The sequence below is a fragment of the Micromonospora avicenniae genome (assembly GCF_900156065.1).
GTDB classification, from domain to species: domain Bacteria; phylum Actinomycetota; class Actinomycetes; order Mycobacteriales; family Micromonosporaceae; genus Micromonospora; species Micromonospora avicenniae.
Window position 1 is genome coordinate 25,644 of sequence record NZ_FTNF01000005.1, and the last position, 25,327, is coordinate 50,970.

Here is a 25,327-nt window from a genome sequence, read left to right on the forward strand (position 1 = left end):
GGTGGGGGTTTGTGGGGGTGGGGGTGGGGTAGGGGGGTGCGTGACCGTACCTGAGAAGAATCGGCGGCAGCAGGAGGACGAGGCGCTCGAGAGCGGCGCGGTGTATCAGGACGTCAAGGGACGCCGAACGGCGGACCCGGGCGACGGGGCCGCCCTCGCCCACAGCGAGGCCGACCTCAACGCCGAACACCTGAGGCGTGGTGAGGTCGGCCCGGGCGCCCCGGAGGAGTGACCGCCTTCGCCTGGTGACTGCGCAGGTGACGCCGGTGCCGGTCAGCTGATCACTGGGAGCCGGCGGAGGCCGGATCGGCCGGCACGTGCGTACCTTGCCGCTCGAGGCCGGCGATGAGGAGCGTGATTCCGAAGTCGAACGCCCCGGGCCGGTCGGTGGCCTCCGCCGGGTCCTCCCGGTCGAGGGTGTGCGCGTGCGCGACCGCGCCGAGGCTGTCGGCCTGGATGCGCTGCTGCTCGTGGAAGGCGTGGCCGACGATGAAGTGGACCATGGTCGCGGCCGCGAGTTCGCTGGTCTCCTCGTCGAATCCGCCCGCGTCGATCGCCCCGGTCAGGCGCCTGTGTAGCCCCTCCGCGCCGAGGCCGAGGGCGAGGGTGCTCGAGACGACCTCCGCGCCGTCCTTGAACGCGAGGAGCGCGTCCCGCAGGGCGGTCGCCTCTGCCTGCACCCGCTGCTGCCAGCTGCGCCCGGTGGTGTCGACGCTGCGGGCGCCCGCGATGATCCGGTCGGAGACCGCGGCGAGCAGCGCCTGTTTGTTGGGGAAGTGCCAGTAGAGCCCGCTCGGCTGGATGCCGAGGGTCGCGGCCAGATGACGCATCGTGAGGTCAGGTAGCCCCTGCTGGTCCAGGATGCCCAGGGCTGCCTCGATGACGTCGTCACGGGAGTTGCGGGCGTACGCGGCTGTGCTTTCCGGCCTCGGCATGCCGCAAGTATAGTGAACGCCGTTCAGGAGAACGGTGTTCAGGTGAACACCGTTCTCCATGTCATCCGAACGCCTGCGTCCTGTCGCCGGGCGAGAGACCGTGCTCGCGTGGCCGACACGGGTGTGGAAGGAGCCGACCATGGAGCGACGTCGCGGTCTCGACACGCGGGACGTCACCAGGATCGTGGTCTTCGCCGCGATCCTGGCGGTCCTGGGGATCCCCGGCGCGATCCCGGTGTTCGGCGGCGCCGTGCCGATCACGGCACAGACGCTCGGCGTCATGCTCGCCGGCGCCATCCTGGGCCGTTGGCGGGGCGCGGCCGCCGTCACGCTCTTCCTCGTGCTCGTCCTCGCGGGACTGCCGCTGCTGTCGGGTGGACGTGGCGGGGCGGGCGTTTTCGTCGGCCCCTCGGCCGGTTTCCTCTTCGGCTGGATCGCCGGGGCCTTCGTGGTGGGCGCCATCGTGCGCTTCGGCAACCGGCCGCCGACCTGGTGGCGGACGGCGCTGGGCTGTTTCATCGGCGGCGCGCTCGTGGTCTACGCGGTCGGCATCCCGGTCCAGGCGCTCGTCACCCGGCTCCCGCTCGCGAAGACCGCGTTGTCCAGCGCCGCCTTCCTCCCCGGTGACCTGCTGAAGGTGGTGATCGCGGCGGCCGTCGCCATGGCGCTCTGGCGCGCGTACCCCCGGGCGTTCGGCGCCGAGACGGCGGCCGCGTCCCGGCCGCAGGCCGCGCGGCCGAAGACCGATGCGGGCGTACGGTGACGAACGAGCGACCCGCCATCCGCTGCGGAGCGGTGGTGCTTACCGAGGCGCAGCTACGTGAGCGGATCGCGGCTGCCGGGACCGCGGGCGTGGACGCGCCCGGCCGGGTCGTTCCGATCCTCGACGGGGATCGGCTGAACGCGGTCGCGACGGCCTTCGCCGTGCGGGCCGCGGGCGGGGTGCCGCTGATCGGCGACGACCGGTGGAACAGTGACTACTGGGACGGCCTGCGCCGGACGGTCACGGCGGCGGAGCCGGTGCCGGGCATGGCATGGGCCACCTTCAGTTCGGGCAGCACCGGGACGCCGAGGGTGATCATCCGCACGCACGAGTCCTGGTCCGCGTCGTACCCGGGAGTCGAGCGGATCCTCGGTCTCACGGCGGACGACGTCGTCTACGTGCCCTCGCCGCTGGTCTCGTCGGTGACGATGTTCTCCGTCGTCCACGCCCGCACGGTCGGCGCGAGCATCCTCCTGCCCCGGACCCACACCGTCTCCGATCCGGACCTCGAGCACGCCACCGTGATGCACGGCACGCCGTACGCGCTGCGCGGTGTCCTCGAACGGATCGAGGCGGGTCTGGCCCATCGGCTCCGCGTCGCCCTGGTTGGTGGTGCCCGGCTCGACCCCGGTCTGCGCGGCAGGGCCGAGGCGGCCGGTATCCGGCTGGTCTCCTACTACGGTGCCGCCGAACTCTCCTTCGTCGCCGTCGACCCCGACGGCCGCGGGCTGCGCCCCTTCGACGGCGTCGAGACCCGCATCGACGACGGCGTGCTCTGGGTCCGATCCCCGTACTTCGCCGGCGGATACCTCGGTACGGCCACCGGGCCGTTCCGGTGCGACGAGGACGGTTGGGGCACGGTCGGTGACCTGGTCAGCGGTGACGCGGCCGATCCGCTGCGGTTCCGCGGCCGCCGTGACGGCGCCATCCTCACCGCTGCCGCCACGGTGATCCCGGAGGACGTCGAAGCGGCACTCCAGCGGATCGACGGAATCGAGGACGCGGTGGTCTTCGGGCTGCCCAACACGAGGGCGGGGTCCCTCGTCGCCGCGGTCATCGAGACCGGCCCGGGCGGGCGGCCGCCGTCGGCCCGCGAGTTGCGCAGCCAGGCGGGCGCGCTGCTGTCCGGCACACACCTGCCGCGCCGCTGGTTCTGGACCGAGCGCCTGCCGCGTACCGCCACCGGCAAGCCCGCCCGCGACCGGATCAGGCACGACGCGATCGAGGGAAGGATGACTAGAGTTGTCTGAGCAGCAGCGAAACCTTCCGGTCGTCGTCGCGGCGCGGCGTACCCCGATCGCCAGCGAGGGCGGCCGGCTCGCCGACGTCACCGTGGAGCGGCTCGCCGCCCCCGTCGTCCGCGCCTGCGTCGACGACGCCGCGCTGGCCACGGCCGCGCCGCTCGCCGTCGGCGACGTCGTGCTCGGCAACTGCATGGGACCGGGTGGCAACACCGCCCGGCTCGCGGCGCTCGCGGCGGGACTGGATCTCGCGGTACCGGGCATGACGATCGACCGGCAGTGCGGCAGCGGGCTGGCCGCGATCATCACCGCGGCCGACGCGATCCGGGCCGGCGACGCTCGTGCCCGCATCGCGGGCGGGACCGAGAGCGCATCCACCGCACCGACCCGCATCGCGGACGGGGTCGCCTACCGCAAGGCTCCGTTCGCCCCGGCCGGCTTCGCCGACCCGGACATGGTGCGCGCCGCCCAGGACCTCGCCGTGCTCGACGCGGTCAGCCGCGACCACCAGGACCGTTACGCCGCGCGCAGCCACCGGCTCGCGTCCGCGACCCGCGAGCGGGGCGGCTTCGACGACGAGCTGGTACCACTCGACGGCCTCACCCGCGACAGCGGCCCACGCCCTCGCATCCCCACCATGCTGGACCGGTTCCCGGCGCTGTTCCCCGACGCCGCGGACGGCGGCACCGTGACGGCGGGCAACTCCTGCCGGAACAGCGACGGCGCCGCGGCCGTCGCGATCGTGCCGGCCGGCGCCCGGGGCGACTCGCCGGGGCTCGCCCTGGTCGCCAGCGCGACCGTCGGCTGCGACCCGGCCCTGCCCGGGCTCGGGCCGGTGCCCGCGGTCGAGGCCCTGCTGCGCGGCGCGGGTGTGACCCTCGCCGACGTCGCCGCCATCGAGATCGTGGAGGCGTTCGCCGCGCAGACGCTGGCCGTGCTCACCCGTCTCGGTCTGGCGGCCGGTGACGAGGTCGACGCACGGGTCTGCGCGGACGGTGGCGCGCTGGCGCTCGGGCACCCCTGGGGCGCGAGCGGTGCGGTCAGCGTCGTGCGGCTCTTCTCCCGGCTCGTGCGGTCGGGCGCCCCGGCCGGGTCGCTCGGCCTGGCCACGGCGGCCGTCGGTGGCGGGATCGGCGTGGCGGCCCTGTTCGAGGTGGTCCGGTGACTTCCGAGATCCACTTCGAGAACGTCTCGGTCGAGTTCTCCGGACGGGAGGTGCTGCGCGACCTGTCACTCGACCTCGACGAACGCCGGATCGCCGTGATCGGCTCCAACGGCTCGGGAAAGTCGACCTTCGCCCGGATGCTGAACGGTCTCGTCACCCCGACGAGGGGCGAGGTGCGGGTGCACGGGGTCGACCCGGCCCGGCAGCCGAAGGAGATCCGCCGCCGCGTCGGCTTCGTCTTCAGCAACCCGGACGCGCAGATCATCATGCCGACCGTGGCCGAGGACGTCGCGTTCTCCCTCCGGGGACGAGGTCTTACCCGTACGGAGGTCCAGGAGCGGGTCACCGCGGCGCTCGACCGCTTCGGCCTCGGCGAGCACGCCGACGCGCCCGCCCAGACCCTCTCCGGCGGGCAGAAGCAACTCCTCGCGCTGTGTGCGGTGCTCATCCGCGAGCCCGGCCTCGTCGTCGCCGACGAACCGACGGCGTACCTCGACGCCTCGAACAGCAGACGCATCGCGCGATTCCTGCTCGACGAGATGCCGCAGCAACTCGTCCTGGTCACCCACGATCCCCGGCTGGCCGCCCGGTGCGACATCGCGGTGCGGTTCGAGGCCGGCATTCTGGTGGACCGCGGTGACCCGGCAGCCGTCATCGCCCGGTACGAGGAGGAGCAGCTCTGATCGCGATGTACCGGCCCGGCGGCAGCGTCCTGCACCGGACGCCCGCCGGCCCGAAGCTGCTCACCGTCATGGCTCTCGCACTGGCGATCTCGCTCGTCCCGGCGAGCCCGTGGCTGCTCGCCGGGGCGATCGCGCTCGTGATCGGCTGCTATCTGCTCACCGGCCTGGGCCTGCGCGAACTCGGCCGTCAGCTCCGTGACCTGCGCTGGCTCATCCTCGTCATGCTCGTGCCGCAGGCGCTGTTCCTGTCGCTGCCGACCGCGGCGGTCAACATCACCCGGGTGGTCGTGGTCGTACTCCTCGCCGCCCTGGTCACCCTCACGACCCGCACCGAGGATCTGATCGACGCCATCGCGAAGGCTCTCGGGCCACTGCGGAGGTTCGGGGCCGACCCGGACAGGATCGCCCTCATGCTCTCCATGACGATCACCACCGTGCCGGTCATCGCGGGTTTCGCCGCACAGGTGCGCGAGGCGCAACGTGCGCGCGGCGTGCCCGTGCAGCCGCTGGCGTTCGTCGTACCCCTGCTCGTGATGGCGCTCAAGCACTCCGACGACCTGGCCGACGCCTTGACCGCCAGGGGTGTCGACTGAGTCCGGGCCGGACTAGGCTGGCTGCCCATGTCGGGTCGAGCGGCCAGAGTGTCGGGCGTCCTGGCGTTCGGCCTGATCGTCGTCGCCTGCCTGGGCTGCTGCACCAGGCGATTGTCGCTCTGGTCGGCGCTGGCGCTCGGGGCGGTCGCGGCCTGCTGCGCGATGGTCTGGTTGGTGGCCACGACGAGGCGCGGGATGGCGGAGCGTGGTCCCGCGCAGGCGACGGCGACGGCCTACCTCGATGCGGTCGTCGCGGGGGAGTTCGCGGTGGCGTACGGGTTGCTCACGGTCGAGCGCCGGGCGCAGGCCGGTCCGGCGGAGTTCGCCGAGCTCTACGCCGGGGACCAGGCGATCACCGCCTACACCATCGACGGTACGACGATCGTCCGCGCCCAAGGGCGGTTGCACGCCGAGACGCACGCGCAGGTCCGGTTCGCCAACGGTCAGGCGGCCCGGCTCCTCGTCGGGCTGGTACCCGAGTCGGAGGGCCGGTGGCGGGTGGCTGAGGTGCGCGCCGGAGAGCGCTGGTAGCGGGCCTTGGTGGCGCGGACGACCGCTCGTCGAATCTCCGGGGGCCCGGATCAGCCGCTGATGCGCAGGCTCGAGATCAGGCCGTCGCGCAGGTGGAACGTCATCGGGCCGGTGCCGTTGTAGCCGTTGCCCGAGACCTTCAGGGTGACGACGTAGCTGTCCGGGTCCGTTCCGGGCTTGATCCCCTTGAACTCGAAGCGCGACTGCACCCCGATGTTGTCGGTGCGGTCCCAGTCGCGTACTCCGTCCCGGCCGCGGAACTCGCGGCCCCAGTCGTTGAGGTACGCGTCGTCGGTGAACGCGGCGACGAAGGCGTCCGAGTCGGCGCGGTTCGTGGCGTCGATGAAGGCCTGGATCGGGGTGGGGATCTCGCTGGTCGTCATGGTGTTTCCTTCGGCGGTTGTGCGACACCCGGGAATGGGCGTCGCGGCTAGGCGGGCGTGATGTTGTGGTTCACGCGGAAGAGGTTGCGTGGGTCGTAGCGCCTCTTGATCGCGGCGAGCCGGTCGTAGCGTTCGGAACCGTAGATGACGCGCAGCTCCTGCGGGGTGCGGCCCTGCCGGTCGCTGAGGAGGTTGGGCATGATCTCGTCCTGTGCCCACGGCGCTACCGCGTCGACCATGGCGGTCAGTTGCTCGCGAAAGACGGGGGCCAGCTCGGGTCGGCCGCCACCGGAGCCGAAGAGCTGCCAGCGTGCGCTCCTACCGGGCACCGCGTTCGCCCCCGCGGTCGGTCGTGTCAGTGCTCCGCCGAGGGGCCGTAGCTCGACGAATCCCAGCTGGGTGCCGGAGTCGGGGCCGAGCTGGGCGAGCAGGGCGTCGACGGCCTCGCGGGGGAAGTCCCGCAACGCGGTCGAGCGTTCGACCCAGGGTACGGGTCTGGGTGGGTCCAGAAATACCGAACCGGCCTCGCGGTAGGGGAGTTCGGTGATCGTGTCCAGCACCGTCGGCGCGATCTCGCGGATCGGCGCGAGCCGCCGCTCGGCCTCGTCCGCAGGTCCGAGCGAGGTGAACCGGACGTGCATCACGAAGGTTCCCCGCAGGGGTTCCGGCACGTCGGGCAGCGGAGGCCGGCGCAGGAAGCCGATGGAGGAGTTCGTCTCCTCCGGCAGGTCGACCACCCAGTCCCGCCAGGTGTGCAGCACCTTGGCCGCGTGCTCGCCGGCGAAGAAGAGGCCGCCGCCGTAAATGCGCTGCACCGGGAAGAGGGTGAACTCCAGGGCGGTGACCACGCCGAAGTTGCCCTTGCCGCCGAGCAGCGCCCAGAACAGGTCCGGCTCCGAGTCGGCGGTGACCCGGCGCAGTTCACCGTCGGCGGTGACGATTTCGATGGCCTGTACGTGGTCGGCGGCGTACCCGTACTTGCGGCCCAGGATCGGGCTTCCTCCGCCGCCGAGGTGGTAACCGACGACGCCGACGGTGGGGGAGGTGCCGCTGACCGGAGCGAGGCCGTGCTTGTCGGTCTCGGGGAGTACCTGCTGCCAGCGGGCACCGCCCTCGACCCGGGCGAGGCGTCGGGTGGGGTCGACGTGCACCGCGTTCATCCGGGACATGTTGATCAGCACCGCGCCCTCGGCGGAGCGGGCCACCTGGTGTCCGGTCGTGAGGACGGCCACCGGCAGGTCCCGCTCGGCGGCGAACCGGACCGCGGCCCGCACGTCGGCCGCGCTGGTCGCGCCGACCGCGACGGCCGGTCGCAGCGCGGTCATCAGGTTGAAGGTGACGCATTCGGCCGCGTAGTCCGCATCCTCCGGCAGCAACACGGGACCGGCGGTCCGTGCCGACAGGTCGGCAGTGTCGGCCCTGCTCAACGAAGCAGGGCCTGCCGCGCCGTACGAAGTCATCCGTCCCGCCCTCGCATATCGGGTTCTCTGTGCCGGGCGCGCGACGGTTTCCCGGCGCTCCCGGGCCATTCGTACTACACACGGCGTGGAGAAATCCCTGGTTCAGGCATCGGGGCGAGCGGCGTTGTAGCGCTCGCCACAGCATTCGTCGGCGCTGCCGAGCGTCGGCTACGCCCGGGGCGCGACCGGGTCGTCGCTGTGCCGCAGCCGCCATCCGAGCCGGGCGGCTCGGCGAGGGCCTCGACCAGCGGTCGGGAGTGAGGGGGAGATGGTCGACGAGGCGTGTCCGCTGGTGTGGTTCGGGGCCTGCGGAAATCGGCTCGCGGTTGGATCCGTCAGCGTACGGAAACGGTCCGTGAATGCGGCGCGGCGACATATGTGGAGGCGTCGATCAATTTCCTATTCCCGCCGGGGTGGCGGCCGGCGTCAGCGGCCGACCGTCGAATGTGGTTCTTCGGCATCCGTTGGTGACACCCGTCTCCGTGTCCAATATCCGACGCCCTGTGGGAAATTCCTCGCAAATCCTCACGGTGTGCTCGACCGTCGTTACCTGGCGCGCTCAATCGGCGGTGGCGACAAGGGGTTGGGTAGGGATGACCCCGGTCACAAATGGGCGGCGGCGACCGGCAGGAAAATGAACGCCGGATCAGGCAGGTAACCTCTCCGGCGTGCCGGAGATCGTACCCCTCGTTGTTACCGATCGGTATGAGGTCTTGGAGCTGCTCGGCCAGGGCGGAATGGGTCGGGTGTGGAAAGCCCGTGACCGGATGCTGCACCGAGACGTGGCCATCAAGGAAATTGTTCCGCCGCCCAACCTCACCGATCAGGCGCGGCGGGAATTGCGCGTGCGGTCACTTCGGGAGGCGCGGGCCATCGCGCGACTCGACCACGTGAGCGCCGTCAAGGTCTTCGACGTGTTGCTGAGCGCGGACGGCGACCCGCAGATCGTGATGGAGTACGTGCCGTCCCGCTCGCTGCACGACGTCATCACCGGGGAAGGCTCGCTCCCGCCCGTGCGGGCGGCCGAGATCGGGCTGGCGGTGCTCGGCGCGCTCCGCGCCGCCCACCGGGCCGGGATCGTGCACCGCGACGTCAAGCCGGCCAACATCCTCATCGGCGCCGACGGGCGGATCGTCCTCACCGACTTCGGTCTGGCCACCGCGGTCGAGGACTCGACCCTGACCCTCGCCGGCGTGGTCCTGGGCTCGCCCGCGTACGTCTCGCCCGAGCGGGCCATGAACGGCACCATCGGTCCGGCCGGCGACCTGTGGTCGCTCGGCGCCACCCTCTTCGCCGCCGTCGAGGGTCAGTCGCCGTACGCCCGGCCGTCCAGCCTGATGAGCCTCACCGCGCTCGTCACCGAGCCGCCACCCAGGCCCCGCCAGGCGGGCCCGCTCGCACCGTTGCTGGAGGGGCTGCTCCGTAAGGATCCGGCCGAGCGGATGGACGCCGACACCGCAGAGCAACTGCTGCGTCAACTGCTCGCCGAGGCGCCGCAGCGCGCGGCGCTCACCGCGAAGACGCAGGCGATCCCGCAGCATCCCGGGGTCCCGCCGACCGTTCCCAGGTCCGCGTCTCCCGCGGAGTCGCCCGGCGCCGAGCGGCCCGCCCCCGAGTGGCCGGGAATGCCGCCGGTGGCGCCTGTGGCGGCCGTACCTGCCTCGGGCGCGTCCGCCCGGAGCGCGCCGGCCGCCGACGCCGACGCGCCGCCGCCCCCGGCCGGCACCACCCGCCGGCGGCGGGCCTGGCTGGTGGGCGCGGTCGCCGCCGTGCTGCTGCTCGGGTTGGGGGTCGGTGTCCCGCTGGCCGTACGCGGGGCACCTGCGGACCCTGCCGAGCTCGGCGAGCCGGTGGACCTGGCCGTGCCGGAGGGGACGCCGGCCGGCTCGTCGCCGTCTCCCACACCGGGAGCGCTCGCCTGGTCCGTCTACCAGGACCGCAGCGGATTCTCCCTACCGGCGCCACGTGACTGGCGGATCGTCCGGCGCGGCGGCACGGTCGAGTTCCACGAGCCGGGCGGCGAGCGGATGCTCACGGTCACCCGGACGGATGCGCCCGGCAACGACCCCGTGGCCGAGCTGACCAGGCGCGAGGAGGACGCGGCCGCCGGTGGGAAGTATCGCGACTACCGCCGCGTCGAGATCGTCGCCGTCAACTACCAGCTTCGCGCGGCCGACTGGGAGTGGGTCTACACGGCCGAGTCCGGCACGCTCGTCCACGCGCGTCAGCGTACGTTCGCGACCGCCGAGCAGCAGGGCTACCGCATCGTCTGGTCGACACCGGAGGCCGTCTGGACCAGCAATGCGAGCGCGTTCCAGAAGGTCACCGCCGGGTTCCGGTCGGCCACGGCGGGCTCCGACGCAGAGACGACGACCACGAGCCGCCCGTCGGCCGCCGCCCCGCCGCCGAGGCCGGGAACGTCGACGGGGGCGGCGAGCCCCACTCCGCGCAAGCCGGGCAACCGGATCGTCGGTGTGGCGAGCAACCGGTGCCTGGACATCAAGGACCTTGACGCGCCCGGCTCGCCGCGCCTGCTCATCCGTGACTGTCTGGCCGAACGCGACCGCAACCAGCTCTGGACGTTCGGTCCGGACGGGAGCGTCAGGTTGGACGGCCGGTGCATGGACGTGGCCAACGCGTCGAGCGACGACGGCGCGGTGGTTCAGCTGACCGACTGCAACGGCACCCCGGCTCAGAAGTTCAGGTTGAACGAGGAGCGCCAACTGGTGAACGCCAGCAGCGGGAAGTGCCTGGACGTGGTCGACGAGCGCACCGAGAACGGCGCGCCGCTGCAGCAGTGGACCTGCAACGATGGTGCGAACCACCAGAAGTGGCTGTTGCGGTGACGGGTGGTTGCCGGCGTCTGCCATGCTTCGTCCGGTGACGACCGCCGGCCCCCGCAGACGCCACGCCCACCGCCGCCCCCGCAGTCGTACGGGTCGGATCGTCTTCGCGTTCGTCGCCGTGGCGGCCGTCCTGGCGGTCGCCGCGCTGATCGTTCCGATGCTGCTGCCGCCGGGTCCGCGTCCGCTGTTCCAGCTTCCGGTCGCCTGTGGGGAGACCTGGCAGCTCGGCACCTATCCGGGCCATGACGACTACGACGTCGACCTGTTTCCCATCGAGGGCGAGGCGTGGGGTAGGCCGGTGCTCGCCGCCGCGGCGGGCACGGTCACCGTGGCCGGGATCAACGGCTCGCTCGGTGGGCGCACCCCGGAGAACCCGGAGGGGCCGCGGGGGCGCGGCGGCGGTTACTGGGTGAAGATCGACCATGGTGGCCGGTGGGAGACGCAGTACCTCCACCTGCTCGAACCGCCGATGGTGCGGGAAGGTCAGCAGGTCGTCCAGGGCGAGCAGATCGGCCGACTCGGCAGCACCGGCAACTCCGGGGCCCCGCACCTGCACTTCGAGCAGCGGCGGGGTTGGGAGAAGGTCGAGACGTGGTTCGACGGCTCTCCCTCCGGCATCACCCACGACGACCGCGAGTACACGGTCCGGCGTACGAGCAACAACTGCGGCTGATCGCAGCCGGTGTGGTCGCCGCCAGGGCTTTTTGGCGGCTCCGGGCCGGTCGGGACCAGCTCGATCCCGACTGCGCGGGGCATCTACTTTCGGCCGATCACCCCGGTACGGCGGGTGTTTCACCGGTATGGTCTGAAAAGCCCGATTAGCTGCCATTGGCGGAGTATGACCATGTCGCACCATCTCGACACCCCGCACGCCGCGCAGAGCGGTCAGCTCTACCTCAACGACCTGTTCGTCTTCGACGGCGAACGCGGCACCGTGTTCGTCATGGACGTCAACAGCTCGGTGACCCGGGCTGACATCAAGAGGGGCTTCCACGCCGAGGCACGGTACGAGTTCAAGGTCCACTTCAACGGGGCCGAGCTCGAGGAGTTGACCTACCGGCTGGCCTTCGGCGAACCCGACGGGCAGGGCAAGCAGGCGCTGACGCTGCACGCGCTCACCGCGGCGGAGGCGCGCGACGACGCCGCCACGGGAACGCTCCTCGTCGAGGGCCGGACCGGCGAGATGATCGAGGGGAACTACCTGCGCGTCTGGGCGGGCCGGATCGCCGACCCGTTCTACATCGACCTCGGTCAGCTCGCGACGGTGAACGACGCGTTCAAGAACGGCGCCGAATTGGACCGGTCGGCGTGGCGACCGGAGAATGCGCAGAACACCTTCGCCGGCACCACGGTCGAGTCGATCGTCCTGGAGATCTCCCGCGACGAGCCGTTACTGCGTGACGGCATGCGGATCGGTGTCTGGTGTCGCACCATGCTGGCCACCGATGCGGGCGGGTGGCGGCAGATCAACCGGGCCGGCCACCCGATGATGTGGCCGATCTTCTGGCCCACCGACACCGACTTCTCCAACCCGGCCAACGTCCGGCACCCCTGCGACGACCTGAGGGCGGACGGCGAGGAGATCGCCTCGGCGGTCGCCCGGGTCGTCGCCGCCAACGGGACGGCGCCCGACCCGAAGGCGTACGGCTGGAGCGTGGCGCGGGAGGTCTACCCGGACCTGCTGTCGTACGAGGTCGGCACGCCGGCGAACTACGGGTTCGCGACCCGCAACGGGCGCGCCATTGCCGACAACGCACCCGAGGTCATGTTCTCCATGGTGCTGAACACCGGAATCTCCTCCGGCCTCGGCGCCGACGCGGCCGAGCAGGCGCGGTCCGACACGTTCCCCTACGTCGTGCCCGCCTGACCGGCGACGACCTCCCGAGCGGAACAGGAACTCGCGGACCCACGCAAGCCGAGCCGGCGACGATCAGCGGTTGCCCGCCAGCTTCTGCAGGTGCCGCATGGCCGACTGGGAAGCGGAATCCGACGCGGGGACCAGCACGTGCAGCGTCTGCTCGTGGTCCTCGGCCGTCTGCACCGCCTCGAGATGGAGACGGATCGGGCCGACGATCGGATGCTCGATCACCTTCGAATCCACGACGACCTTTTTCGCGACGTGCCGCTCGGACCAGAACTGCTTGAAGTCGTCGCTCGCGGCACTCAGTTCGCTGACGAGCTCAGCCGCCCGCGGGTCGTTCGGGTGGCGGCCGTAGTCCATCCGCAGCATCCCGACCATCCCGGCCGCGGCGGCCTCCCAGTCACGGTGGATGAGACGGGCCTTTTCGGAGAGCAGTAGGAAACGTGCTGCGTTTCGCTCGCGCGCCGGCATCGCATTGAAATCATGAATGAGGAGACGGGCGGTCGGATTCGCCGCGAGAATGTCGGTCCGACGCCCGGTGAGAACGGCCGGCACTCCGCCGAGTGATTCCATGAGACGGAGCATTCCGACGCGTACGCGTTGAGTCGGTACACGCTCCAGCCGCAGGTGGTTGACCCGCCGGGACAGGTCGAACATGTGCTCGCGGGCCGCGTCGTCGAGTTCGAGCACGTCGGCGAGAGCGTGCAGGACGTTGTCCGACGGCGTGACCCGCCGTCCCTGCTCCAGCTTCACGTAGTAGTCGACGCTGACGCCGACACGACGGGCGACTTCCTCACGGCGCAGTCCGGGCACCCGCCGTGACGGTGCCGAACGCAGGTCGCCCCGTGTCGGCACGAGAGCCGCACGGCGCGCACGCAGAAAATCGCCCAAAGTGAGCTCTTGCACGCTTCCAACCAGTCTTTGTGTGAATTTCCTGGGCAACTCTACAGGGTGGCCCAGCTAGTCCTAGGAACGATGGGCCGCGCTCGACTCGCCCTCCACCTGTATCGGCCTGCTTTCCTTGTTTCGGCCCCTCCCGAGGGCCGGTGAGGGTGCGACATGGGTAACGAGCACGAATCGGGCCGTACTGGCCGACGCGGAGGATAGGTAATCGCTTGATACAGGCGTGCTGGACGTGCCGGTAGTGTGGGCGTCCGGCAAGGGCCGCGGCGCTCGTCGACGGCTTGACGCAGCGGCCTGACCCCGGAGCCGATGACCGGCGTGCTGCTGCTCGTGGTGAGCAAGCCATGACGAGTTGTAGTGCCGGCCGGTTCTTGTTTCGAGTACGGCGTGGAGGTACCCAGCTTGGATCAATCCGAGGCCTCGACGGGGTCGCTGGTCGGCCGTGACGAAGAGTTCGTCGTTGCCCGCAGGTTCCTCCGGCAGGCGGCGGTCAACGGCGGGTCGCTGCTGATCTCGGGTGAGCCCGGGGTGGGAAAGACGGCACTGCTCGACGCCGTGGCGGAGGCCGCCGCGGAGGCGGGGACGCGCGTCCTCCGGGCGGCCGGGGTGGAGTTCGAGGCCGACATCAGTTATTCCGGCCTGAACCAGTTGCTGTTCCCGCTGTACGACGCGTTCGACGAACTCGCACCCGCGCACCGTGAGGCGCTCCAGGTGGCGCTCGGATTCGGTGCCGGCCAGCCGCCGGACCGGTTGCTGGTGTCCAACGCCGTGCTGTTGCTGCTCCGCTCGATGGCCGCCGCTGGGCCGCTGCTGCTCATCGTCGATGATCTGCCCTGGCTCGACCGGGCCAGTTCGGCGGTGCTCGGGTTCGTCGCGCGCCGCCTGGTGGGCACCAGCGTCGGCTTCCTGGGCGCGTCGAGGTCGCACACCCCCAGCTTCTTCGAGCACGGCGGGATCCCCGCGCTCGACCTGCAGCCGCTGCGACCGGACGCGGCCGGCGAGCTGATCAACCAGCGTTTCCCGGAACTCGCCCCGGCCGTCCGGCGACGGCTGCTGTCGGAGGCGCGTGGCAACCCGCTCGCCCTGCTGGAGCTGCCCACCGCGCTGACCGGGGCCCAACGTCTCGCCGCGGCGTCCCTGCCCACGGTGCTTCCCTTGCCCCGGCGTCTGCAGGCGCTCTTCGCGTCCCGGGTGTCCCGACTGCCCGAATCGTGCCGTCGGCTCCTGCTGCTGGGAGCACTGGACGGCACGGGTGAACTCGGCGTGCTGCTCGCGGCGGCCGGCGAGTACGACCTGGACGACCTGCAACCGGCCGAACGCGACCAGTTGGTCCGGGTCCACGGCAACACCCGCCGCTTCACCTTCCGGCACCCGCTGACCGAGTCGGCGGTCGTCGAGGTGGCCTCGAGCAGTGACCTGCGTTGGGCGCACAGCGCTCTCGCCCGGACGCTGGTCGCGCATCCCGAACGCCGGGCCTGGCACCTCGGTGAGGCCACGGTCGGCCCGGACGAACAGGTCGCCACCCTGCTGGAGCAGGCCGCGCACCGGATCCTGCGACGGGGTGACGCCGTGGGTGCGGTCGCGTCGTTGACGCGGTCGGCCGAGCTGAGCCCCGATCCGATCGAGCGGAGCCGACGTCTGGGACAGGCCGCCTACATCGGCGCCGACGCGGGCGGGGAACTGGTGAACGCGTCGCAGCTGTTGGACGATGCCCGCCGGGCCAGCCAGGGTGACTCGTTGTACGCCACCGCGGCCGCCGTGCACCTGTTGCTCAACGGCGACGGCGATGTCCGGACCGCACACCGGCTCCTGGTCGGAGCGATCGAATCGGGTAACCACGGGTACGACGCCGAGGACCAGTCCCTGATCGACGCGATGCTCACACTTCTGCTGCTCTGCTACTTCTCCGGTGAGCCCAGGATGTGGGAGCCGTTCTTCGCCGCCCTCGACCGGTTGACGCCCGAAGCGCCCGAGCTGCTCACGGTGGCGGCCGGCACGTTCGGCGACCCGGCGCGGACCGGGCAGGCGGCGGTGCGCCGGCTCGACGCGCTGGTCGGCGGAATGGGCGACGAGATCGACCCGACGCAGATCGTGTGGATCGGAGTAGCGTCCATCTATCTGGACCGGCTTCCCGATTGCCGGGAGGTGGACTGGCGGGTGGTACGCCTTGGGCGCGACGGTGCCGCGCCGGCCCGTCGCCACCTCGGTGCCCTGCTGCACCTCTGCTTCGCGGACATCCACACCGGGCGGTGGGACGAGGCGATCGAACTCGCCGACGAGGGCCTGCGCCTCTGCCGCGAGCACGGCTTCCGCTTCTTCATGTGGTACTTCCAGTACGTCCAGGCGCTGCTCGCGGCCGCGCGCGGCGATGCCGACGCCAGTCGGGCCCTGACCGACCGCATGCTGAGTTTCGCGGCACCGCGGCGAGCCCGGGCCGCGGAGTTCCTCGCCTACCACGCGGAAGGGCTGAACGACCTGGCGTGTGGTGACTCCGAGAGCGCGTACGAAACCCTGTCCCTGCTCAGCCCGGCGGGCACGATCGCGCCGTACGTCCCGCACGCGCTGTGGGGATGTCTCGACCTCGTGGAGGCGGCGCTCCGTACCAACCGGTTCACCGAGGCCGCCGCGCACGCCGCCGCCATCAAGGAGGCGAACCTCGGGGCGCTGTCGTCGCGGCTCGCACTGCTCAGTGCCGCGGCGTCGGCGTACGTCGCGCCCGACGACCAGGTCGAGGACGCGTTCGAGGCGGCGTTGATGCTGCCCGACGTCGAGCGCTGGCCGTTCGACCTGGCTCGGGTACGGCTCGCGTACGGGGAACGGCTGCGCCGGAACAAGGCGACCGCGAAGTCCCGGGCCCAGCTTCGCGCCGCACTTGTGGCATTCGAGCGGCTGGGCGCCCAGCCGTGGGTCGAACGGGCGAGCAAGGAGTTGCGAGCCACCGGCCTGGTGAAACCGAGAAGCGTCACCCGGCCGGCCGTCCTCACCCCGCAGGAACGTGAGATCGCGAAACTCGCGGGTTCCGGACTGACGAACAAGCAGATCGGCGAGAAGCTCTTCCTCTCGCACCGGACCGTCGGCACGCACCTCTACCAGATCTTCCCCAAACTCGGCATCACCTCCAGAGCTGCGCTCCGCGACGCCCTGGCGGCGCTCACCGACGCCGAGGACGGAGATTCGCAGCTCGGACAGCTGCCGGATCAGTGACGCCGCCCGGGTAGCGGTGTGCCAGCGGTGCGGCCGCACGTCGACGCCGCGTGTCATGCCGACGGTTCGGCACCTTCCGCCAGCCGCTTCAACCGCAGCAGCACGTCCTGGTGGGCGTAGTAGAACTCTTCCGCCTGTGAACCACGAATCAGTGCCGTCGTGAGCTCACGCTCCACCCTCTTGGCGATCACCTGAGTGCCGGGGCAGACCGGGACGAGCGTCCAGGCCTGGTAGATGCTCAGGTCGGCCGAGGAGCCGATCCAGCCGAACCGGGTGTCCGGCTCGTACTCGGAGACCACGGCCTCCAGTTGCACGCCGTACAACTCGATCTCGAACGCGGCGCCGAGTCGGATCTCGTTCGGGACGCGCGCCAGTCGCACCTCCGGGACCCAGTCGGGCCACCGCGACACGTCGACCAGGTGCGAGTACACGCGCTGCGGAGACGCCTCGATGACGGCCTCGCCATGCATGGAGGATTCGGAGTACGGCGCGGTGAAGCCCGGGGAATGGTGTCTGTCCCGGCGTGCCCAGGACACACCATGGCCGGCCCGGGGGTGAAGCATCTCGTTCTCCGTTCGACTACCTGTGGCACCCGAGGATCACGTCCAGATGGTTCCGCTCGGACCGGTGCCGCAAGACCCTGCAGCTGTTCGACACCCAAGGTGCTCCCACCGGCCGCGAAAGTGACCGGTCAGATGACTTAGCCGATGACTGGGTCTCACCGCGGCCGTCGCCGGCCCGGATGATGCCGCAGCGTTGGTCGAGGTGGCAGCCCGTTCCCGGTGGCCGGTGAGGGGTGACGCGCCGGGCCGCCGGCCCGCCTCTGGTCGATGTCGTTCCGTGACGTACGTCAGGTCGCCGATCGGTAAGTCATCGGCGAGGGGATCGTTCTCGCCGAGGAATTGACGGCACACCAGTCATCTGACAGATGCGGCACCCGCAGCATTTGCCGACTCTTGGATCACCGCAGAGCGCGCCAGCGACCGGGTCCGGCGGACGGATGGGACAGCAGCCGTCCGCCGGGCCAGTGGCCGCCTGCCCGCCCCCACTTCCGGGGGATCGCACAACGAAAGGAAAGACATGCCGTACGTCACCGTCGGTGAAGAGAACAGCACCTCGATCGACCTGTACTACGAGGACCACGGCAGCGGTCAGCCGGTCGTGCTGATCCACGGTTTCCCGCTCAGTGGCCACTCGTGGGAGAAGCAGTCGGCCGAGCTGCTCGCGGCCGGCTACCGGGTCGTCACCTACGACCGCCGCGGTTTCGGTCAGTCCAGCCAGCCGGCGGTCGGGTACGACTACGACACCTTCGCCGCGGATCTCAATGTCCTCATGGAGAAGCTCGACCTGACCAACGCCGTTCTCGTCGGCTTCTCGATGGGCACCGGTGAGGTCGCCCGGTACCTGAGCCGTTACGGCTCGGCGCGGGTCGCGAAGGTCGCCTTCCTCGCCTCGCTGGAGCCGTTCCTGGCCAAGACGGACGACAACCCGATCGGCGCGGCTCCGCGGGAGTTCTTCGAGGGCATCGTGGAGCAGGTACGCAAGGACCGGTACGCGTACTACACGGCGTTCTACGCCGACTTCTACAACCTCGACGAGAACCTGGGCACCAGGATCAGCGAGGAGGCCGTCCGGAACAGCTGGTCCGTCGCCGCCAGCGGCGGTTGGTACGCGGCCGCGGCCGCGCCGATGACCTGGATCACCGACTTCCGGGAGGACATCACCAAGGTCGACGTGCCGACGCTGATCCTGCACGGCACCGGCGACCGGATCCTGCCGATCGACTCCACCGGCCGCCCGTTCCACAAGGCGCTGCCCAGCGCCGAGTACGTCGAGATCGAGGGCGCGCCGCACGGCCTGCTCTGGACGCACGCCGACGAAGTCAACAAGGCGCTGCTCGGCTTCCTCGCCAAGTGACGGCTTGAAGCAACGGCGGAGATGTCGGGTCGGCGAGCCGGATCCCATCGGCTGCCCACCCACCCGAGAGGCGCCCGACGTCTCCGCCGTGCTTCGCGTCGAATCGCGTCCACCCGCACACGACGCGTGGTGGACGCCCGGCCTCGGCCCACGATCACGAGGTGGCCGTCGGCCGACCATCCCATCGGTAAAGAAGGAGTAACCATGCGCGCCGCTGTCGCGACCGCTGTCAACACCCCCCTGTCGCTTGTCGAACGCGATGTGCCCACACCGGGACCGGGGGAGGTCCTCGTCCGGATGACCGCGTGCGGGGTGTGTTTCACCGACCTCAACCTGATCCGCGGGCACTACCCGTTCGCCCGTTTTCCCGTGGTGCCCGGACACGAGATCACCGGTGTCGTGGAGGCCGTCGGTGAGGGCGTCACCTTCCCGACGGTCGGCACCGCCGTGGGTGCCCAGTTCCTCTACGACTCGTGCGGGCACTGCGACTACTGCGTCCGCGGCGACCAGATCCTCTGCCCGTCCAAGCGGGTCACCGGCATCGTCGTCGACGGCGGCTACGCCGAGTACGCCCTGCTGAAGGCCGGGTACGTCACCCCGCTGCCGGCCGGGCTGGACCCGATCGCCGCAGCCCCGCTGATGTGTGCGGGCATCACCGCGTTCAACGGGCTGCGGCAGGCGGGAATCCGCCCCGAGTCGCGGGTCGCCGTCATCGGTTCGGGCGGCATCGGGGCGCTGGCGATCCGCTACGCCGTCGCGATGGGCGCGCGCGTCGCGGTGCTCGGCCACTCGCGTCGGGCCGAGGAGCAGGCGCTGTCGATGGGCGCCGAACTGTTCGTCGCGACCAGCGAGCAGGAGCCGGCCGCGGGGCTCAAGGCCTGGGACGGCGGCGCGAACGTCATCCTCAACGCGGCTCCGACGACCGCGGCCGCCGCCGCGGCGTTCGGCGGGCTCGCCCCCGACGGCACGCTGGTGCTCTGCGGGTACGACGGCGAGCCGCTGAGCCTGCCGACCCAGCCGATGGTGCTCAACCGGCTGCACGTGATGGCCAACCCGTCCGGGTCGCCGCACGACCTGCGCGACACGCTCGCGTTCTCCGCGGCCCACGGAATCCTTCCCGAAATCAACACGATCTCTCTCGACCAGGCTTCCGCCACCTTGGACGCGATGGGCGCGGGTACCTCCCACGGCCGCAGCGTCATCGTCTTCTGATCTACGAGGAGCAGTCATGTCAGTCGTACTGATAACTGGTGCGTCCAGCGGTTTCGGGGCGCTCACCGCCAGGGCGCTGGCTCGGGCCGGCCACACCGTCTACGCCAGCATGCGGGCCACCACAGGCCGCAACGCCCCGGCCGTCGCCGAGGCAGCCGCATTCGCCCGTGAGCACAACGCCGACCTGCGCACCATCGAGCTGGACGTACAGTCGCAGGAGTCGGCCGACGCCGCCATCGCGGCGATCGTCGCCGAGCACGGCGCGCTCGACGTGCTCGTCCACAACGCCGGCCACATGGTCACCGGCCCGGCCGAGGCGTTCACGCCCGAGGAGATCGCGCACGTCTACGACATCAACGTGCTGGGCACGCAGCGGGTGAACCGGGCGGCGCTGCCCGTCATGCGGGAACGCCGCAACGGCCTGGTGGTCTGGATCGGCTCCAGCAGCACCAAGGGCGGCACCCCGCCCTACCTCGCGCCCTACTTCGCGGCGAAGGCAGGCATGGACGCCCTGGCCGTCAGCTACGCCGCCGAGCTGGCCCGGTTCAACATCGAGACCAGCATCGTCGTACCCGGCTCCTTCACCAGCGGCACCAACCACTTCGCGCACAGCGGACGCCCGGCCGACGAGGAGACCGTCAAGGCCTACGAGGAGCGGTACGCGGGCCTGATGGAGCAGGTGAGCAAGCGGCTGGCCGAGCTCGCGCCGCCGGACGCGGACGTGGCCGAGGTCGCCGCCGCGGTGGTCCGCGTGGTGGACGTGCCGCACGGCAAGCGGCCGTTCCGCGTGCACATCGATCCGGCCGACGACGGGTCGGAGGTCGTCAGCGTGGTCGCCGACCGGATCCGTTCGGAGTTCCTCACCCGCATCGGCCTCGCGGACCTCCTTCACCCGCACAGCTGACGGCGATCCGGATGTCTGTGGCAGGGCTGTATCCGATGATTCCGGCGGCTGACGCGGATGCCCGCGCCGCCGACGTCCGCGCCGCCGTGGACGCCGCTCAGGCTGCCTTTCCCGGCTGGGCGGCGACCGGGGCGGCGGAGCGCCGGACGGTGCTTCTCGGCGCGGCGCACCTGCTCGAGGAGCGTGCGGAGGCGCTTGCCGGAATTCTGCGTCAGGAGACCGCGGGCAGCCTGGCGTGGGCGGAGTTCAACATCCGCCTGGCCGCCGGGCAGCTGCGACAGGGCGCCGCGATGGCCACCCGGCCGGTCGCGGAGCTCCTGGGCGGCGGCGCGGACCGGGCCGGCTCCGTCGGACGCGAGCAGGCCGGGGTGGTCGTGTCGTTCGTGCCCTGGAACGGTTCGATGGTCTACTGCGCGCGGGCGGTCGCCGTGACGCTGGCCGTCGGCAACACGGTGCTGATCCGGCCCAGCGCGGACGCGCCGGTCACCTGCGGGATCATAATCGCCGACGTGCTGGCCGAGGCCGGGCTGCCGCCGGGAGTCGTCAACGTGGTCGCCAACGATCACGCGGACGCCCCCGCGGCGGTCGAGGCGCTGATCGCCGACCCGCGGGTACGCCGGGTCACCTTCACCGGTCCGATCGGCGCCGGGCGCGTCGTCGGTCGACTTCCCGCGCAGCGGTCCGGCCGGTAGCTGCCGGCGTACCAGGTCGCGATGTGCCCACCGGCGCGGCCACCGCCAGGTGACCGCGCCGGCGGGCACGCGACGCGTCAGTGGCAGGCGCCGGTGCCGCTGTCGCTGTAGCTCTGCCCGGCCACCGGCACGAACTGCCAGTCGTAGCTGTCGGCGTGCAGGGTGAACTTCAGCACGCCGTACGCCGAGCTGTTCCGCGCCTCGCTGTTGGGCTGGATGGTGCCGAAGCTGTAGTGGCCGGCACCGCCCATCCCGGCGACGAAGCTGCGCATCCCCCGGGAGGCGTCGTACCCGCCGTTCGGGTTCATCGGAGCGAACCGCTCGTACACGTGGTTGTGACCCCAGACCACGACGTCGGCGTTGTTGTCGTACAGCGCCTGGTAGAGCGGACGCGTCGACGTCGACGGCGCGTGGTTGGAGCTCGACGTGTAGAGCGGGTGGTGCCAGTACGCCAGCGTGCACGGCTTGGTGCTGGCGGCCAGGTCCGCCCGCAGCCACTGCTCCTGCGCCGAGCCCGCCGACATGCTGATGTTCGAGTTCAGCGACACGACGTGCCAGTTGCCGAGGTCGTAGGAGTAGTAGCCCCGGCCGCTCGGGCCGGCCTGCGTGCCGAAGTAGTCGTAGTAGCCCGTGGCGCCCGAGGTGTTGTAGTCGTGGTTGCCCGGCGACGGCCGGGTACGCGACTTGTGCCGGCCCCAGGTGGGCGCGTAGTAGGAGTTGAACTCGGACGCGGTGCCGTTGCTGTAGACGTTGTCACCGGTGGTGAAGACCGTGCCGGAGATGTTGTCCAGCAGCGCCGCGGTCGCGGTGTCGCCGGAGCCGGAGTCGGAGATGTCGCCGGCACCGACCAGCACCGGGTCGCCCGAGGACGGCGGCGTCGTGGTGCCGGTGGTGATCACCAGTTGCGGCGCGTCCGCACCGCTCTCGCGGGAGTCGTAGTACGCCCCGTCGGTGTTGGACGAGGTCGCGCCGAAGCTGAACGTGCCGTTGCCCCGGACGTGGGATGTCACGTCGACCTCGTACCACCCGTCGGCGGCGACCGAGCCGATCGAGCCGAGCGTCGCGCCGTCGATGCTCGGCTGGTTGTTCCAGGTCGTGCCGGTCTCCGACCAGGTCGTGTTCGACATGGCCCGGAACGTGCCGCCGGCACTGCTGCCGTCGTTTCCACTGATCGTCCGCAGCCGCAGCTTGGCGCTCGTGACGGTGCCGCTGACCCCGCTCACGGTGAAGCGCAGGAACATCCGGCGGACCGGCGAGTTGTCGACCACGACCTGCGTCGACGTGCCGTAGTTGGTGGATGCGGCGTCGTTCTGGACGTACGTGTCGGCGACCGGCTTGAACGTGGCCGTGGCCGCCGAGGCCGAGGTGCCGCCGGTCATCACGACGGCGGCGGTGGCGGTGACCAGCACCGCGACCGTCCCCATCGTCACCGAGGGGCGGGAAAGGCGGATGCCCATCCAGGAACCTCTCTTTCGAGGGTCGGGGGTTGGAAAGCGGATGGAATGTAGGGAGATCGATGGACGGTTCGTCGACCGGCGGGTGAACGACGCATCCATGTAGGCGAACATCTCGCTGTTGCGCGGATGTTCACCGCCTGCACGCCCGCTCGGCACCGGCGGTCCGTTGTGGCCGCTGCGCGCGGGCCGCACGATGGGCGACCGTCAGCCGCGATCCGAAGGGGACACCACGTGTACCTGTCGACCGTCTCCCGGCCGAGGACCGAACCGCCGAGCGTGGACACTGGTCGGTCCGGCCGCCGATTCGCCCTGGTCAGCGGCAACGTCGTCGCCCTCGGCGCGGTCAGCCTGATCACCGACGTCTCCGCCGAGATGGTCACCGCGGTCCTGCCGCTCTACCTGGTGCTGGGACTGCAGCTCAGTCCGCTGGCCTTCGGTGTCGTCGACGGCGTCTACACCGGCGCCACCGCGTTGCTGCGGGTGGTCGGTGGCTTCGTCGCCGACCGGATCCGGCGGCGCAAGCTCGTGGCCGGGTTCGGGTACGCGCTCTCCGCGGTGGCGAAGATCGGCCTGCTGCTCGCCGGCCGGTCCGTGCCGCTGATCGGCGCGGTCATCGCGGTGGACCGGCTCGGCAAGGGCGTACGCAGCGCACCTCGGGACGCGCTCATCACTGCGTCGACGCCACCGGAGTCGCTGGGTCGGGCGTTCGGCGTGCACCGGACGATGGACAGCGTCGGCGCGTTCCTCGGGCCACTGGTCGCCATGGCGGTGCTGCTGGCCGTCGGCCGGTCGTACGACGCGGTCTTCGTGACCAGCTTCTGCGTCGCCGCGCTGGCCGTCGTCGTGCTCGTCCTGTTCGTCCGCGAGCGGCCGTCACAGCCGCCGGCGGGGGAGCCGGCGGCAGGCGACGCGCCGAGCCCGACCGACCAGGCCGACGGTGCGGCGGGGGAGGACGCCGACGGTGGAAAGGTCGCCGTCCGCGAGGTGTTCGGCCTGCTGCGCGACCGACCGGCCCGCCGGCTCGTGACGGCCGCCGTACTGCTCGGGCTGGCCACCGTCGGGGACGGGTTCGTCTACCTGCTGCTGCAACGACGGGAGAACGTGGACCTCAGCTGGTTCCCGCTGTTCGCGGTGGGCACTAGCCTGGTGTACCTGCTGCTCGCGACCCCGATCGGGCTGCTCGCCGACCGGATCGGCCGGCTGCCGGTGGTGCTCGGCGGGTACGCCGCGCTCGGCGTCACCTACCTGCTGCTCGCCGGCCCGGTCGCCGGCTGGCCCCTGCTCGTACTGGCACTCACCCTCTACGGCGTCTTCTACGCGGCCACCGACGGGGTGCTCATCGCGCTCGCCGGGCCGGTGCTCCCGGCGCGACTGCGCACCACCGGCATCGCGCTCGTGCAGAGCGGGCAGGCGCTCGCGTACCTCGTCTCATCCGTCCTGTTCGGCCTCGGCTGGCAGGCCTGGGGACCGGAGAACGCGGCAGGGGTCGCCGCGGTGGCCGTCGCGGCCGTCCTCCTGGTCACCGTGCTCCTGCTGGCCCCCGCATACCGTCCCGTCACCCGGAAGGTGTCCTGATGACCACCATGTCGACGCGAGCGAAGGTCGGCGTGGCCGCCGCCTCGGCCGTGCTGCTGGGCGCCGTGGCGGCCGGCTACGCCGCAGTCGCCGCCGAGCCGGCCGGGTCACCGGCTCCACCCGCCGCGGCGGGCGTCGGCGCGGTCACCCTGGAACCCGGACCGCGTCTGCTCACCGTCACCGACCGGCACGTCGCCTCCGTCGCCGCCGCGGACCCGGCCGGCCCGCGTACCGTCTCGAACCTGGAGTGCCTGCGGGTGTACGCCGCCGCCGGTACCGGTGTCTGCCTGGGGCCGGAGAACGCCTGGTCGTACCAGGTCGTCGTGCTCGACTCCGCGCTTCGCCCGCGGCAGTCGGTAGCCATTCCCGGCCTGCCCAACCGGGCCCGGGTCTCCGCCTCCGGCCGCATGATCTCCTGGACGACGTTCGTCGGCGGGGACTCCTACACGGCCAGCGGCTTCTCCACCCGCACGGGCATCCTCGACACCCGCAGCGGCACCACGGTCACCTCCCTGGAGGGGTTCGCGGTGACGCGTGACGGCAAGCCGTACCGCAGCGCCGACGTCAACTACTGGGGGGTCACGTTCACCGCCGACGACAACGTCTTCTACGCGACCATGTCGACCGGCGGCAAGCGGTACCTCGTCCGGGGTGACCTCGCCGCGCGGAAGGTCGAGACGCTGAAGGAGAACGTCGAGTGCCCGTCGCTGTCGCCCGACGGCACGCGGCTCGCGTTCAAGCAGGCGATCGACGCCGACCCGCAGCGGGGCTGGCGTCTGTCGGTGCTGGACCTGGCCGCGATGCGGGTGACGCCGACCGCCGAGACCACGAGCGTCGACGACCAGGCGGCGTGGCTGGACGCCGAGACCCTCGCGTACACGCTCCGCCAGGACGACGGCCGCCCCGACGTCTGGGCGGTGCCGGCGGACGGCTCCGGAGCGCCCCGGCTGCTGGTGCCGAACGCCGAGTCCCCGTCACCGCTGACCTGACGGCTCGGCGGCA

The 25,327-nt window shown here is 71.2% G+C and carries 23 protein-coding genes; 17 read left to right on the forward strand and 6 right to left on the reverse strand.

The window, feature by feature from the left end; all coding sequences use genetic code 11:
* Nucleotides 1-40: 40 nt before the first annotated feature.
* A complete protein-coding gene (locus BXA10_RS09925) occupies nucleotides 41-232 on the forward strand; it encodes a ribonuclease (protein ID WP_076470005.1) in 192 nt (63 codons plus the stop codon).
* A gap of 49 nt (nucleotides 233-281) precedes the next feature.
* On the opposite strand, the gene BXA10_RS09930 is transcribed toward BXA10_RS09925, so the two are convergent.
* The gene (locus BXA10_RS09930; RefSeq protein WP_217696753.1) at nucleotides 282-935 is read right to left on the reverse strand and encodes a TetR family transcriptional regulator; all 654 of its coding nucleotides are present in this window, start codon (nucleotides 933-935) and stop codon (nucleotides 282-284) included.
* Between the two features lie 139 nt (nucleotides 936-1,074).
* On the opposite strand from BXA10_RS09930, the gene BXA10_RS09935 reads away from it, so the two are divergent.
* Genes BXA10_RS09935 through BXA10_RS09960 form a run of 6 tightly spaced genes read left to right on the forward strand, consistent with a single transcriptional unit; the run spans nucleotide 1,075 to nucleotide 5,911 of the window.
* Nucleotides 1,075-1,698, forward strand: a complete 624-nt coding sequence (locus BXA10_RS09935) for a biotin transporter BioY (RefSeq protein WP_076470006.1) — start codon at nucleotides 1,075-1,077, stop codon at nucleotides 1,696-1,698.
* Nucleotides 1,695-2,948: a class I adenylate-forming enzyme family protein gene (locus BXA10_RS09940; RefSeq protein ID WP_217696754.1), complete on the forward strand. Its 1,254-nt coding sequence runs from the start codon at nucleotides 1,695-1,697 to the stop codon at nucleotides 2,946-2,948. The genes BXA10_RS09935 and BXA10_RS09940 overlap by 4 nt, the downstream gene beginning before the upstream one ends.
* A complete protein-coding gene (locus tag BXA10_RS09945) occupies nucleotides 2,941-4,104 on the forward strand; it encodes a thiolase family protein (RefSeq protein ID WP_076470007.1) in 1,164 nt (387 codons plus the stop codon). The genes BXA10_RS09940 and BXA10_RS09945 overlap by 8 nt, the downstream gene beginning before the upstream one ends.
* A complete protein-coding gene (locus BXA10_RS09950) occupies nucleotides 4,101-4,787 on the forward strand; it encodes an energy-coupling factor ABC transporter ATP-binding protein (RefSeq protein ID WP_076470008.1) in 687 nt (228 codons plus the stop codon). Before BXA10_RS09945 ends, BXA10_RS09950 begins: the two co-directional genes overlap by 4 nt.
* A 5-nt stretch (nucleotides 4,788-4,792) precedes the next feature.
* On the forward strand, nucleotides 4,793-5,380 hold the full coding sequence (locus BXA10_RS09955) for an energy-coupling factor transporter transmembrane component T family protein (protein ID WP_217696755.1): 588 nt from the start codon (nucleotides 4,793-4,795) through the stop codon (nucleotides 5,378-5,380).
* A gap of 27 nt (nucleotides 5,381-5,407) precedes the next feature.
* Nucleotides 5,408-5,911, forward strand: coding sequence for a CehA/McbA family metallohydrolase domain-containing protein (locus BXA10_RS09960; protein ID WP_139337948.1), 504 nt, complete (start codon nucleotides 5,408-5,410; stop codon nucleotides 5,909-5,911).
* Nucleotides 5,912-5,961: 50 nt separating this feature from the next.
* Here BXA10_RS09960 and BXA10_RS09965 read toward each other — a convergent pair whose 3' ends face one another.
* Both BXA10_RS09965 and BXA10_RS09970 read right to left on the reverse strand, forming a co-directional pair.
* Complete coding sequence (locus tag BXA10_RS09965; RefSeq protein ID WP_076470011.1) at nucleotides 5,962-6,294, reverse strand: nuclear transport factor 2 family protein; 333 nt, start codon at nucleotides 6,292-6,294, stop codon at nucleotides 5,962-5,964.
* A 47-nt stretch (nucleotides 6,295-6,341) separates the two neighbouring features.
* A complete protein-coding gene (locus BXA10_RS09970; protein WP_245828200.1) occupies nucleotides 6,342-7,673 on the reverse strand; it encodes an FAD-binding oxidoreductase in 1,332 nt (443 codons plus the stop codon).
* Nucleotides 7,674-8,422: 749 nt separating this feature from the next.
* Between BXA10_RS09970 and BXA10_RS09975 the strand changes: the two genes are divergently transcribed.
* The 3 genes from BXA10_RS09975 (at nucleotide 8,423) to BXA10_RS09985 (ending at nucleotide 12,467) form a co-directional block, all read left to right on the forward strand.
* Nucleotides 8,423-10,600, forward strand: coding sequence for a serine/threonine protein kinase (locus BXA10_RS09975; protein ID WP_076470013.1), 2,178 nt, complete (start codon nucleotides 8,423-8,425; stop codon nucleotides 10,598-10,600).
* A 34-nt stretch (nucleotides 10,601-10,634) separates the two neighbouring features.
* Complete coding sequence (locus tag BXA10_RS09980; RefSeq protein WP_425436043.1) at nucleotides 10,635-11,273, forward strand: M23 family metallopeptidase; 639 nt, start codon at nucleotides 10,635-10,637, stop codon at nucleotides 11,271-11,273.
* Between the two features lie 171 nt (nucleotides 11,274-11,444).
* Nucleotides 11,445-12,467 carry a DUF4331 family protein gene (locus BXA10_RS09985; RefSeq protein WP_076470015.1) on the forward strand — a complete coding sequence of 341 codons (1,023 nt, stop codon included), beginning with the start codon at nucleotides 11,445-11,447 and terminating at the stop codon, nucleotides 12,465-12,467.
* A 63-nt stretch (nucleotides 12,468-12,530) separates the two neighbouring features.
* Here the strand turns inward: BXA10_RS09985 and BXA10_RS09990 are convergent, their stop codons facing one another.
* Entirely contained in the window at nucleotides 12,531-13,367 is an 837-nt protein-coding gene (locus BXA10_RS09990) for a helix-turn-helix transcriptional regulator (protein ID WP_084752513.1), read from the reverse strand.
* 399 nt (nucleotides 13,368-13,766) lie between these two features.
* Here BXA10_RS09990 and BXA10_RS09995 point away from each other — a divergent pair, with 399 nt between their 5' ends.
* Nucleotides 13,767-16,568 carry a helix-turn-helix transcriptional regulator gene (locus BXA10_RS09995; RefSeq protein ID WP_076470259.1) on the forward strand — a complete coding sequence of 934 codons (2,802 nt, stop codon included), beginning with the start codon at nucleotides 13,767-13,769 and terminating at the stop codon, nucleotides 16,566-16,568.
* Nucleotides 16,569-16,621: 53 nt separating this feature from the next.
* Here the strand turns inward: BXA10_RS09995 and BXA10_RS10000 are convergent, their stop codons facing one another.
* Nucleotides 16,622-17,038 (reverse strand): SRPBCC family protein, encoded by a 417-nt coding sequence (locus BXA10_RS10000; RefSeq protein WP_076470016.1) that lies wholly within the window; start codon nucleotides 17,036-17,038, stop codon nucleotides 16,622-16,624.
* Between the two features lie 610 nt (nucleotides 17,039-17,648).
* Here BXA10_RS10000 and BXA10_RS10005 point away from each other — a divergent pair.
* From BXA10_RS10005 to BXA10_RS10020, 4 genes are all read left to right on the forward strand, one after another.
* Nucleotides 17,649-18,485 carry an alpha/beta fold hydrolase gene (locus tag BXA10_RS10005; RefSeq protein ID WP_076470017.1) on the forward strand — a complete coding sequence of 279 codons (837 nt, stop codon included), beginning with the start codon at nucleotides 17,649-17,651 and terminating at the stop codon, nucleotides 18,483-18,485.
* 204 nt (nucleotides 18,486-18,689) lie between these two features.
* The gene (locus BXA10_RS10010; protein ID WP_076470018.1) at nucleotides 18,690-19,697 is read left to right on the forward strand and encodes an alcohol dehydrogenase catalytic domain-containing protein; all 1,008 of its coding nucleotides are present in this window, start codon (nucleotides 18,690-18,692) and stop codon (nucleotides 19,695-19,697) included.
* A 16-nt stretch (nucleotides 19,698-19,713) separates the two neighbouring features.
* A complete protein-coding gene (locus BXA10_RS10015; protein WP_076470019.1) occupies nucleotides 19,714-20,601 on the forward strand; it encodes an SDR family NAD(P)-dependent oxidoreductase in 888 nt (295 codons plus the stop codon).
* Between the two features lie 35 nt (nucleotides 20,602-20,636).
* Entirely contained in the window at nucleotides 20,637-21,293 is a 657-nt protein-coding gene (locus tag BXA10_RS10020; protein ID WP_076470020.1) for an aldehyde dehydrogenase family protein, read from the forward strand.
* A 77-nt stretch (nucleotides 21,294-21,370) separates the two neighbouring features.
* On the opposite strand, the gene BXA10_RS10025 is transcribed toward BXA10_RS10020, so the two are convergent.
* Nucleotides 21,371-22,750 (reverse strand): CBM96 family carbohydrate-binding protein, encoded by a 1,380-nt coding sequence (locus BXA10_RS10025; protein ID WP_084752522.1) that lies wholly within the window; start codon nucleotides 22,748-22,750, stop codon nucleotides 21,371-21,373.
* A gap of 276 nt (nucleotides 22,751-23,026) precedes the next feature.
* Between BXA10_RS10025 and BXA10_RS10030 the strand changes: the two genes are divergently transcribed.
* Together BXA10_RS10030 and BXA10_RS10035 are read left to right on the forward strand one after the other, a co-directional pair.
* Nucleotides 23,027-24,325 carry an MFS transporter gene (locus BXA10_RS10030; protein ID WP_245828201.1) on the forward strand — a complete coding sequence of 433 codons (1,299 nt, stop codon included), beginning with the start codon at nucleotides 23,027-23,029 and terminating at the stop codon, nucleotides 24,323-24,325.
* On the forward strand, nucleotides 24,325-25,314 hold the full coding sequence (locus BXA10_RS10035) for a TolB family protein (RefSeq protein ID WP_139337950.1): 990 nt from the start codon (nucleotides 24,325-24,327) through the stop codon (nucleotides 25,312-25,314). Before BXA10_RS10030 ends, BXA10_RS10035 begins: the two co-directional genes overlap by 1 nt.
* Nucleotides 25,315-25,327 lie beyond the last annotated feature (13 nt).